The following is an 11,524-nucleotide window of genomic DNA, read 5'->3' on the forward strand; positions in this document are numbered from 1 at the left end:
CCCGCCTAACCTGCAGGCGTCCGCAAGGCGTTCAGAACCCCGGGCACCTGTTCGCTGATATCCTCGGCGATCAGCCCCGCCCCAAAGACCCGCGCAGATTCAACGTGAAGCCAGGCCCCCGCTTCGGCGCTGCGCATCGGGTCATATCCGCGCGCAAGCAACCCGGTGATCAAGCCCGCCAGAACATCCCCCGCCCCCGCCGTGGCCAACCAGGGAACCGCCCGGTCATAGCTGGCGGCATTGATTGAACACCGCCCATCAGGCCCCGCGATCACCGTATCGGGCCCCTTGAACAAGACAACACATCCCGCCCTGCGCGCGGCCTCCCTTGCCGCATCAACGCGGGAATAGGCCGGCCCGGTCACCGGGGTATCCGCCAGCCTTGCCGCAATATCAGGAAACAGGCGCGCAAACTCGCCGCCATGGGGCGTCAGGACACAGGCGTCGTGCAAACGGTCAAACAAGGCGCTCTGGTCCTCGGCAAAGGCGCTCAACGCATCCGCATCCAGAACCACCGGCCGCCCCGATGCCAGTGCAACCGGGACCAAATCGCGCGCCCGCCTCACCCCCAAACCCGGCCCCAGACACAGCGCGTTCAGGCGCTGGTCCTCCAACGTTTCGGCCAACTCCTCAGGCCCGCCGACGCGCCGCACCATGATCGCCGTTACCTGGCTGGCCACTTCGCCAAGCGCGGCACCCGGGGCACCAACGGTGACCAGCCCCGCCCCGACGCGCAGGGCCGCCCGTGCTGCCAGCCGCGCCGCCCCGGTTTGCGCCTCACCCCCCGACACGACCAGGGCATGCCCATGCGAATACTTGTGCCCAAACCCGGTCTTTCCCAAATCCGGCAGCGCCGCTCTGCCCAGCAGGGAAACCGCACCTGCGCCATCCCCCTCCAGCCCGATATCCACAACCCGCAAGTCACCGCAATACGCGGGCCCGTCCTGAAGAAACTGCCCCGGCCGCTTCCTGTGAAAGGTAACCGTCAGATCGCCCCGCACCGCGCCAAAATCCACGCTCAGCGCCCGCCCGCTATCCATGCACAACCCAGTCGGGGCATCGACACAAACCACCCTGCCCCCCTGTCCCGCCGCATCAGCCAATTTCACCAGCGGGCGCATGACATCCGCCCCCGGCGCACGGCTCAAACCGGCCCCGAAAACCGCGTCGACATACAGATCACAAGGCGCCCCTTCCCCCGGCCGAAACAACGCCCAATCCTGAACCTTGATCTCCCCCTGAATGATCTCGTAATTCGCCCGTGCGTCCGGCGGCAAATGGTCCGGATCCCCGTACAAAAACAGATCAACCTCCCACCCCAGCTCTCGCAAAACCCGGGCAATGACAAACCCGTCGCCACCATTGTTGCCCGGCCCGCAAAGCACCACGGCGCGCAATGGATCCCCTTCATCTGGCCGAAAATATCCCGGGGAGCGCGAGGGGCTGGCCCCTCGCCTGCCCAACACCGGCCATCTGTCCAGGATCGCGGCCACGACCCCCCTGCCCGCCCTCTCCATCAACTCCAGCCCCGTAACACGCCCCGACCTGATCGCGCCTTGCTCGACCTCGCGCATTTGTGCTGCCGTCAACAATTCCCGCATGGACTTCCTCCGACCCCTCTTGACACGATTCAATTTCGATCATTTTTTGTGCAACATGACCAAAATTTAAACGAACGCCCAAAATCACCGCAGTCAGGACGTGCCAAATTCGTATTCAGATTGCCGCCCGATCTTAGACGTGATCACTGCCATTCTGACAACCATGCGAGGTGAGCCCGAATGAAAAAGATCGAAGCCATCATCAAGCCCTTCAAGCTGGATGAAGTAAAAGAGGCGCTGCAGGACGTGGGCGTCCAGGGTCTCAGCGTTATCGAAGTCAAGGGGTTCGGGCGCCAGAAAGGCCACACCGAATTGTACCGCGGCGCCGAATACGTCGTTGATTTCCTGCCCAAGGTCAAAGTCGAGGTTGTTCTGGACGATGACCAGGTCGATGCAGCAATCGAAGCCATCGTTTCCGCGGCCAAGACCGACAAGATCGGCGACGGCAAGATCTTTGTCTCGCCTGTCGAGCAAGCCATCCGCATCCGCACCGGCGAGACCGGTTCGGAAGCCCTTTAACCGAACACACTCAAATCAGAGGAATAGAGAGTATGAGCAAGGACGCAGTTCTTCAGCTGATCCGGGACGAGGATGCTGAATACGTCGATATCCGTTTCACCGACCCGCGCGGCAAGCTTCAGCACGTGACGATCATGTCCGATCAGGTCGACGAGGATTTCCTCGAAGAAGGCTTTATGTTCGACGGTTCGTCCATCGCGGGCTGGAAATCGATCGAAGCATCGGACATGAAACTGATGCCCGACACCGACAGCGCCTATGTCGATCCGTTCTACGCGGAAAAAACCATCTGCATTCACTGCTCGGTTGTTGAGCCCGACACCGGCGAAGCCTACGAGCGCGACCCGCGCGGCACCGCGCAAAAGGCCGAAGCCTACCTGAAGGCATCCGGTATCGGCGACGTCGCCTATATGGGCCCCGAAGCTGAATTCTTCCTGTTTGACGACGTTCGTTTCTCGAACAGCATCAACAAGGTATCCTACGAAGTTGATGCAACCGACGCGTCGTGGAACACCGACACCGAATACGAAATGGGCAACATGGGCCACCGTCCGGGCGTCAAGGGCGGCTACTTCCCCGTGAACCCCGTTGACGAAGCACAAGACCTGCGTTCGGAAATGCTGTCGACCATGAAGCGTCTGGGCATGAAAGTGGACAAGCACCACCACGAGGTTGCGTCGTGCCAGCACGAACTGGGCCTGATCTTTGACAGCCTGACCAAACAGGCCGACGAGCTGCAGAAATACAAATACGTCATCCACAACGTGGCCCACGCCTATGGCAAATCGGCCACCTTCATGCCGAAACCCATCGCAGGCGACAACGGCACCGGCATGCATGTGAACATGTCGATCTGGAAAGACGGCAAGCCTCTGTTCGCGGGCGACAAATACGCTGACCTCAGCGACGAAGCGCTGTACTTCATCGGCGGTGTTCTGAAGCACGCCAAGACCCTGAACGCCTTCACCAACCCGTCGACCAACAGCTACAAGCGTCTGATCCCGGGTTTCGAGGCCCCCGTTCTGCGCGCCTACTCGGCCCGTAACCGTTCGGGTTGTGTCCGTATTCCGTGGACCGAAAGCCCGAAAGCCAAGCGCGTCGAGGCTCGCTTCCCCGATCCGGCTGCGAACCCCTATCTGGCGTTTGCCGCGCTGCTGATGGCTGGTCTGGACGGCATCAAGAACAAGATCGATCCGGGCGAAGCCATGGACAAGAACCTGTACGATCTGCCTGCCGAAGAACTGGCCGACATCCCGACCGTCTGCGGCTCGCTGCGCGAGGCTCTGGAAGCTCTGGCATCCGATCACGACTTCCTGCTGCAGGGCGACGTGTTCACCAAAGACCAGATCGACGGCTACATCGCACTGAAGATGGAAGAGGTCGAAACCTACGAGCACACGCCGCACCCGGTTGAGTACGGCATGTACTACAGCTGCTGATTTCGCAGCCATTGCAAGACACAATCAAAGGGCGCCCGACCGGCGCCCTTTTTTCTTGGCACGCCCCGCCCTTATTTCGCTTTGAGGCCCACGGCATTGCCGTTAGGGTTAAGGCCAATTCACGTCAAAGGATTATTCATGCGCATTTTTTCCCTCGCTCTCGCTGCCCTGCTGGCGGCAACCGCTGTTCCGGCGCAAACCATCGACCGCATCAAAGAGACCGGGGAAATACGCTTTGGGTTCCGCACTGATGCCGCCCCGCTGTCCTATGTCAACGATCAGGGTCGCCCCGACGGGTTGTCGCCCATGGTCTGCGACCAGGTCGCGCGTTTGATCGCTGACCAGTTGAACATCGACACTCTGAACGCGCAATTCATCCCGGTTCAGACCGACACACGTTTCGACATGGTCGCCGCCGGTGAGGTCGACATGCTGTGCGGCGCGGCGACGATAACGCTGTCGCGGCGTGAAAAAGTCGATTTCTCTATCCCCACCTATGTCGACGGCACCTCGATCCTGCTTCCCAATGATGCAGATGTTTCAATGGCAGCCCTTTCCGGCAAAAAGGTCGGGATGCGTGGCGGCACCACCACCGAAGAAGCCGTCTTTAATTCCTTTGGTGCCGCAGGGATCGAGGCAAAGCTGGTCCGGTTCGTTTCCCACCCCGATGGCATCAAGGCCCTGCGGGACGGTGAGATTGACGCCTATTTCGCGGATCAGTCTATTTTGCTGATCAACTACCTCGCCGCTGGCCTGAGCAAAGATTTCAAGATCTCGCAAGAAGTCTTGACCATCGAAAAGCAGGGCCTGGCGCTCCCTCGGGGGGATGATGACTTTCGCCTGATGGTGGATACGGCGCTGTCGCAAATGTATACTCAGGGCGTGATGGAACAGATCTTTCGCACCGCCCTTCCGGGGATCGAACCCAGCGAAGCGTTGAAAGCGCTTTATGTGATCGCGCCAACCCTTCCCTGATCTGCACGAGGCCCGCCCATGCGTAGTATGACATCCCTGGCAATCCTGCTGTCCCTGGCGCTGGCCGGGCCGTCTTGGGCCGCGCCCTGCGGCAATACCGGGGCTGGTTTCGACGCCTGGAAAAAGGACTTCGCGCAACAGGCGAAAAAGGCCGGCGTCAAGAAAAAGGGCCTGCAGGCCCTGGCCCAGACCCAATACGCGACCCGGACCATTGCGGCGGACCGTAACCAAAAAAGCTTTAAATACTCGCTGGAAAAATTCATGCAGGTGCGCGGGGCCAACACCATTGTCGCGCAGGGGCGCAAACGCAAGGCTGCCAACCCGCAGTTTTACGCCGCCCTCGAACAGCAATATGGCGTTCCGGCAGGTGTCCTGATCGCCATTCACGGCATGGAAACCGGCTTTGGAAACTTTATGGGAGACAGCCAGGTTGTTTCCGCAATAACAACACTGGCCTACGATTGTCGTCGGTCCGAGTTCTTTGTGCCGCACGCCATCGGCGCCCTGAAACTGGTCGATCAGGGCAGCATCACGATGGCGACAAAAGGGGCAAAACATGGCGAGCTGGGGCACACGCAATTCCTGCCGGGCAACGCCTTGACCTATGGGGTCGATGCCACCGGCGACCGGCGCGTGGATTTTTACAACCTGACAGACGCAATGGCCTCAACCGCGAATTTTCTTCGCAAGAAAGGCTGGAAGCCGGGGCGCGGGTATCAACCGGGGCAGCCGAATTTCGCCGTCATTCAGCAATGGAATGCCGCCACGGTCTATCAGAAATCCATCGCGATCATGGCACAGAGAATCGATAACTGACGGGCCTCTGCGCTTGGGGCCCCGCATCGCAATTCGGCCACAATCTCGCCACAGAACTTAACCCAAAGCCAGAGTTCCGTTGGTTTCCAAAGCGTAATCAATCCTTCAAAAAATTCATTTTTTTGCATTTTCGTCAAAATTCTCCCCATTTCGCCCGCTAGACTGGGGTCTGGAATTGATACGGCAAAGGAATGGACTGTGACTTCTAAGCACAGATACCACGGCGGACTTCAGTTTGACGGCCCCATCGACGGAGCGATGGAGCGGTTTGGTCAAATCGTCGCCGCGACCCTTGAGGATTATGGCCACCTGGTGGAACGCAAGACCATGCTGAGCAAGACCGAAGCCAGCATTGTTTCAAGCCAGTACCTGGTCAAGCTGACGCTGGATGATGAACGCCCAGGCTCCGATGACCGCTTTGAGCGTCTTGACCGCGCGGCGGGTCTGAAAACACTGCCGCGCCCACAGGTCACCCGTCCGCGCAACCGGTTTGTCATTTCGCTGTCCCCGGTCTCGGGGCTGCTGGATGACACCGAGATTTCCGAGCTTATGCTTGTGGTCATGCTTTATCGGATGGTCGATATCTGCTCGGGCCAACGGGTCGAATGGCTGTCGCCCAAAACCGTCCTGACGGTTGAGCAATTCCTGAGCGCATTTGATTCAATTGCATCTCATAAGCCACGAAACGCAAAACAGGTTTTTGCATCCGTAAGCGGGCCTTTTGCCGGAATGGATCATTCCGCCGCGGACCCGGATGTGGACACCGTTATCGACACAAGCCCCAAGGGGCGCCCGATCCAACTGACGGACGAGCAGTTGCTGAGCATTGCGTTCCGCGCCGATCCGGACGATCTGGAAAGCGCGGCAATCGACGATCAGCCAACGGTCGACGAAGATCGCCCCAGCGACATCCTGCGCCTGACCAGTTGGGGCATGACCGGCGCCGTCGCCAGCATGTCGGCGCCGATTGCCCTGTCCCTTGCCGCGGTCAACCTGATCCGGGGCGAGGACTTTCGGCTGAATACCCAGGTCCTGGCCTATACGGTCGCAATCGTCGCATTGAATTCCAGCGGCGCGTTTGCCGGTGTCGCCACGGCGCTTGGCCTGTAACCCATCTCTCTCGAACCCTCCTTGGAGGCCCTGCCATCAGGCGGGGTTTTCCATTTTGGGCAGGTGCCGCGCGCAAAGAACATAGGTGTGGATCGTGAAGACGACCGCGCCCGTTGCAGGCAAGCGCAGCAATGTCTGCCGTTCGCTGCGCAGGAAAGGTGCCCTGCCCTGATCCACCGCGCTGCGCGGGTCGGCATGGCCGCGGGGCTGATACAACTCGGCATCCCGGTACCACAGAGCATTGAACCGCCACAGCGGGCGGCCCGGTTTGATCCCGTCAAAAAGCCGCTGAACCCGCTTGGCGATATCGGCGTCATAGCTGGCCACCGGATCGTGAATGGCGATCAGCGGGCGCATGAATTTCTCGGACAGGCGCCAACTGGCCGGAAAGCACAGCACCGCCCCTGTCAGGACATGCGCGTCGCCGTGTTTCTGAAGAATGCAGAAATCCTCTTGGACCAACCGCCCCAGCGTTTCCAGCGGCCGGTCCCGGTCAATCGCTACGACCCCGGTATCCGGGCGGGTAACCTGATCTGCCCCACTCTGATCCGCGTAGGCCTGGTGCAACACCAGGTCCAAAAGCTCTTGCGCGGCCGGCAAGGCGCCGGGGTCAAGCGCAAGAACCTGGTCGCCATGCGTCGTCAGCAATTCTTCGCGGCGGCGCATCTGGGCGGCAAACGCATCGTCGCGATGCAGCCATTGATCTATGCGCGCGGGCTGTATTCCCGGCAACGGGCGCTGTTGGATCGGATCATAAGGGATGGTGCGCTGCAGGATGTCGGCCATGGCACCGCCATAACAGCCCGGCCGCGCGGTGTCGGTCAAAAAGCGACGGGTGCGCGGTCGTATTTCATCCAGACGGCCCGCGTGTGGACCGACAAGCTGGCATGGCAAGCAGGGAGGCCAGCCGTGAACCACCACTATCGTGATGCCCGCAAAATCGACCCTTCCCGGGGCGCCACGCTTGGTGATGGCACCCCGAATGACAACGACCGGATCGAAATCGGTCCGACGCAACTGGCCTTCGACGAATGGAATGCCGCCGGGCTTGCCCTGCCCGATCTTGAACAAATGCGCACCTATCGCTGGACGCGCCTGACACAGGCTATCGTTGCGCGGGGGTATGGCGGGCTTTTGCTGTTCGACCCGTTGAACATTCGATACGCGACCGACAGCACGAACATGCAGCTTTGGAACACGCATAACCCGTTTCGCGCCGTCCTGCTGTGCGCGGATGGCTACATGGTGATCTGGGATTACAAGAACGCGCCCTTCCTCAGCAGGTTCAACCCGCTGGTGCGCGAGCAACGCGCGGGTGCGGACCTGTTCTATTTCGACCGGGGCGACAAGATCAACGTGGCCGCGGACGCCTTGTCCAACGAGATCAGGACCCTGATAAAGGAACATGGCGGCGGAAACATGCGTCTGGCCGTTGACAAGATCATGTTGCACGGCCTGCGCGCGCTCGAAGCGCAAGGGTTCGAGGTCATGGAGGGCGAAGAGCTGACCGAAAAGGCCCGCGCCATCAAGGGCCCGGACGAAATCCTGGCGATGCGTTGTGCGCATCATGCCTGTGAAACCGCCGTTGCCACGATGGAGGTTTTTGCCCGGGCCAATGTCGGCGATGGGCGCACGACCGAGGATGACATCTGGGCCATCCTGCACGCCGAAAACATCCGCCGGGGCGGCGAGTGGATCGAGACCCGTCTGCTGGCCTCGGGGCAGCGGACCAATCCCTGGTTTCAGGAATGCGGCCCGCGGGTCACCCAGGCGAACGAGATCATTGCCTTCGACACGGACCTGATCGGTTCTTACGGTATCTGTATTGATATATCGCGCACCTGGTGGATCGGCGATCAGCCGCCGCGCGCCGATATGATCTATGCCATGCGCCACGCGCATGAACATATCATGACCAATATGGAAATGCTGAAACCCGGCGTGACGATACCCGAGCTTACGGCCAACTCACACAGGCTGGATGCCAAGTTCCAGGCCCAGAAATACGGCTGCCTGATGCATGGGGTCGGCCTGTGTGACGAATGGCCATTGGTGGCCTACCCCGACAAGGCGGTCGAGGGGGCCTTTGATTACCCGCTGGAACCGGGGATGGTCCTGTGCGTCGAAGCAGCGGTGGGCGAGGTCGGGGGCGATTTCTCGATCAAGCTGGAAGATCAGGTTCTGATCACCGAAGACGGGTACGAGAACCTGACCACTTATCCGTTCGACCCCGCCCTTATGGGGTTGAATTGACCTGACGCCCCGTCCCTTCGGGCGTCCAGCCCGAGCGCATGACATTGCCGTGCCAGTCTTCAAGGCCGGTGGGCGCGGCGCCCACGGCGGGGCCGGAAAACTCGGCCTGTCCGATCGCAAAACCGATCAGACCGGCCAGGGCAACGGCCAGCACCAGGTCGGGCCGGATTGATGGGGTGCGGGGTGCATAAACTACATGTGTCATTGGGGTCTCCGTTCGTGCGGTTATTCCTGTGACAAGAAGGTGTGGGCGACAGACGATTAATGCAATCGAGTGTTTGACGTAAGATATATCACAAATTTTGATGCATACTTCACCCCCACCATCACCGCATTTGAAGCGGTGGGAAAACCTGCCGCGCCCTCATCGCCTCTCACCTTCCCGTGACACCTGCGCAAGACGGGTTGAGCTTGCAGAACCCAATCCACACTATCGTCGGACCGCTTTTCCGAAAGGTCCCGACATGCCGACTGAACGCATCTCTTTTCCCGGACATGATGGCAATCAGCTGGCAGCCCGGCTTGATCTGCCTGACGGCCCGATCCTGGCCACGGCTGTTTTTGCCCATTGCTTCACCTGCTCCAAGGATATTCCTGCGGCCCGCCGGATCTCGGCGCGGCTGTCGGCAATGGGGTTTGCCGTTTTGCGGTTCGATTTCACCGGGCTGGGGCATTCAGACGGCGAATTCGCCAACACGACATTCACGTCCAATGTCCAAGACCTGATCGCCGCGGCCCGCTATCTGGACGGGCGGCACATGGCCCCCGCCCTGCTGATCGGCCATTCCCTTGGTGGGGCTGCCGTTCTGCGGGCACGGGCGGGCATTCCGTCCGTCAAGGCGGTCGTCACGCTGGGCGCGCCCGCCGATCCTGGCCATGTGGCCCACCACTTCCAGGCGGCTCTGCCGGATATCAGGCGCGATGGCAGCGCCGAGGTCTCGTTGGGCGGGCGCCCGTTTCGGATTGGGCGGGCCTTTGTCGATGACATTGCCGAGGCGGCGCTGACCCCGGCAATCGCGGGTTTGCGGGCGGCGTTGCTGATCCTGCACGCCCCGCGGGACGAGACCGTAAGCATCGACAACGCAAGCGCAATCTTTCTGGCCGCGAAACACCCCAAAAGCTTTGTGACGCTGGACGACGCAGACCATCTGATCACCCGCCAGCGGGATGCGGATTATGCCGCCGACGTGATCGCCGCCTGGGTGTCGCGATATGTCGCCATTGCCGCCCCGGCCCCGCCGCCGGGTGCGCCCGAAGGCGTCGTGCGCGTGACCGAGGCAGACCCGGGCGGGTTCCAGCAGGACATTCAGTCCGGCCCCAGTCACCACGCGGTGGCGGACGAGCCCATCTCGTATGGTGGAACGGATCGCGGCATGTCGCCTTACGGGTTCGTGGCCGCGGGCCTGGGCGCCTGCACGTCGATGACGATCCGGATGTATGCGCGGCGCAAAGCGTGGCCGCTGACCGGGATCAAGGTCGACGTTTGCCATGACAAGGTGCACGCGCAGGATGCAGGTCTGGCCGGAAACGGCAAGGTGGATCAGTTCCGCCGCAAGATCAGGCTGCAGGGGCCGCTTGATGCGTCGCAGCGCGCCAAACTTCTTGAGATCGCGGATAAGTGCCCCGTGCATCGCACGCTGGAAGGGTCGTCGCACATCTCGACCGAGCTTCTGCCGCCCGATCCTGAATGATGGCCCTGCGCCCTCGGTCATTGCCGGGGCGCAGGATCGTGCATCACCGTCGACGCGGCGCGGGCCTGTGGATTGGCGGGCGCGCTGCAGGCGGGCGGGCAACCGGCGGGCGCGGCCGCGCAGGCGGCTTGGCAATCGGCGGTTTCGGCTTGACCGGAGGCTTGCCGTGCGGCGGTTTGTTTGGCGGCTTGTTCGGGGGGCGATCTACATCGACGTTCACATTCACATCGCGATAATAATCGTTCCACAGCATCGAATCGTAGAACGGATCGTAGCCGACCCCAACCCCGACGCCATAGGTGACCCCTTCGCAGCCCGAAAGTGTGAACCCGGCGACGCCCAGCCCCAATGCCAATACGGAACGTTTCAACAGTTTACGTGTCACAGAGCGCCTCCTTACTGCAGCGGGCGGAATGACGCGTAAACGGCATTCAATTCGTCGGCATAGGCCGGGTCGGCCCCGTCGCTGATGACCGCGACGGATACGGCGACCCGGTCCCGCGGAAGGTCGATAACGGTGGCGGTGAAACTCACCCCCCGCCCTTCGCGGCTGCCGGTTCCGCGTATGACCTTCGCCGGGCGGCCGCCAATGGACATGTCGCTCGTGCTGGTGACTTGCGGATCCTTCACCAGGAACTTGTCGATATCGTGCAAATAGCGGATGCCCTCCTGGATCGTTGCGACCCCGGCCGGGGATACGAAACCCATCCAGACCTTGTCATCCGTTACCGGCCGCAGGCCCATGACACGGGCCACCGCGCGGGTATCCCCAAGATCAGTATCTGCAATGTCGCGCGGTCCGCCCGTACGCAACAGCCAAAAATCGGGAACCTCGAACCGGAACAGGGCCTGGCCGCCCTGGGAATAGGTAACCGGCGTTTCCGCATGACCGCTCCCCGCCAGCCCGACCCAGATCGCTGCGCTGGCCGCCAAAACGTTTTTCATAAACAACTGCATATCTCTTATATTTGGTGCTGATGCCCCAACAATGAACGCCCCGCTGCTGCCTTGTCCAGCACAAGATGCGGGTCGCAGGCCGGGTTTTTGCGATGGCTGCGGGTCAAATGGGGCGGAAAAGCAGGGCAAACCGTCTTAATCTCGGTCTCCTGCCTTGTTCGGC

General features: G+C 61.1%; 12 protein-coding genes. 7 read left to right on the forward strand and 5 right to left on the reverse strand.

The window, feature by feature from the left end; all coding sequences use genetic code 11:
• Window positions 1-5: 5 nt before the first annotated feature.
• Complete coding sequence (locus ACXAG8_RS02750; RefSeq protein ID WP_475221940.1) at window positions 6-1,601, reverse strand: NAD(P)H-hydrate dehydratase; 1,596 nt, start codon at window positions 1,599-1,601, stop codon at window positions 6-8.
• Between the two features lie 180 nt (window positions 1,602-1,781).
• On the opposite strand from ACXAG8_RS02750, the gene ACXAG8_RS02755 reads away from it, so the two are divergent.
• The 5 genes from ACXAG8_RS02755 (at window position 1,782) to ACXAG8_RS02775 (ending at window position 6,460) form a co-directional block, all read left to right on the forward strand.
• Window positions 1,782-2,120 carry a P-II family nitrogen regulator gene (locus ACXAG8_RS02755; RefSeq protein WP_170325301.1) on the forward strand — a complete coding sequence of 113 codons (339 nt, stop codon included), beginning with the start codon at window positions 1,782-1,784 and terminating at the stop codon, window positions 2,118-2,120.
• Between the two features lie 32 nt (window positions 2,121-2,152).
• The gene (gene glnA / locus ACXAG8_RS02760) at window positions 2,153-3,559 is read left to right on the forward strand and encodes a type I glutamate--ammonia ligase (RefSeq protein ID WP_475221941.1); all 1,407 of its coding nucleotides are present in this window, start codon (window positions 2,153-2,155) and stop codon (window positions 3,557-3,559) included.
• Between the two features lie 138 nt (window positions 3,560-3,697).
• Window positions 3,698-4,534 (forward strand): amino acid ABC transporter substrate-binding protein, encoded by an 837-nt coding sequence (locus tag ACXAG8_RS02765; RefSeq protein WP_475221943.1) that lies wholly within the window; start codon window positions 3,698-3,700, stop codon window positions 4,532-4,534.
• A gap of 27 nt (window positions 4,535-4,561) precedes the next feature.
• A complete protein-coding gene (locus ACXAG8_RS02770) occupies window positions 4,562-5,350 on the forward strand; it encodes a lytic murein transglycosylase (protein ID WP_475221945.1) in 789 nt (262 codons plus the stop codon).
• Window positions 5,351-5,548: 198 nt separating this feature from the next.
• Window positions 5,549-6,460 carry a hypothetical protein gene (locus tag ACXAG8_RS02775; RefSeq protein WP_475221947.1) on the forward strand — a complete coding sequence of 304 codons (912 nt, stop codon included), beginning with the start codon at window positions 5,549-5,551 and terminating at the stop codon, window positions 6,458-6,460.
• A gap of 36 nt (window positions 6,461-6,496) precedes the next feature.
• Here ACXAG8_RS02775 and ACXAG8_RS02780 read toward each other — a convergent pair whose 3' ends face one another.
• Entirely contained in the window at window positions 6,497-7,126 is a 630-nt protein-coding gene (locus ACXAG8_RS02780; RefSeq protein WP_475221948.1) for a heme-dependent oxidative N-demethylase family protein, read from the reverse strand.
• 243 nt (window positions 7,127-7,369) lie between these two features.
• On the opposite strand from ACXAG8_RS02780, the gene dddP reads away from it, so the two are divergent.
• Window positions 7,370-8,713, forward strand: coding sequence for a dimethylsulfonioproprionate lyase DddP (dddP, locus tag ACXAG8_RS02785; protein ID WP_475222409.1), 1,344 nt, complete (start codon window positions 7,370-7,372; stop codon window positions 8,711-8,713).
• On the opposite strand, the gene ACXAG8_RS02790 is transcribed toward dddP, so the two are convergent.
• A complete protein-coding gene (locus ACXAG8_RS02790) occupies window positions 8,697-8,918 on the reverse strand; it encodes a hypothetical protein (protein WP_475221950.1) in 222 nt (73 codons plus the stop codon). The two genes, dddP and ACXAG8_RS02790, sit on opposite strands and share 17 nt — an antisense overlap.
• A 259-nt stretch (window positions 8,919-9,177) precedes the next feature.
• On the opposite strand from ACXAG8_RS02790, the gene ACXAG8_RS02795 reads away from it, so the two are divergent.
• Window positions 9,178-10,404 carry a bifunctional alpha/beta hydrolase/OsmC family protein gene (locus tag ACXAG8_RS02795; RefSeq protein WP_475221952.1) on the forward strand — a complete coding sequence of 409 codons (1,227 nt, stop codon included), beginning with the start codon at window positions 9,178-9,180 and terminating at the stop codon, window positions 10,402-10,404.
• A gap of 43 nt (window positions 10,405-10,447) precedes the next feature.
• Here ACXAG8_RS02795 and ACXAG8_RS02800 read toward each other — a convergent pair whose 3' ends face one another.
• Window positions 10,448-10,789: a hypothetical protein gene (locus ACXAG8_RS02800; protein ID WP_475221954.1), complete on the reverse strand. Its 342-nt coding sequence runs from the start codon at window positions 10,787-10,789 to the stop codon at window positions 10,448-10,450.
• Window positions 10,790-10,800: 11 nt separating this feature from the next.
• Complete coding sequence (locus tag ACXAG8_RS02805; protein WP_475221955.1) at window positions 10,801-11,349, reverse strand: hypothetical protein; 549 nt, start codon at window positions 11,347-11,349, stop codon at window positions 10,801-10,803.
• Between the last annotated feature and the right edge of the window lie 175 nt (window positions 11,350-11,524).

The sequence above is a fragment of the Ruegeria sp. ABD4_443 genome (assembly GCF_056160865.1).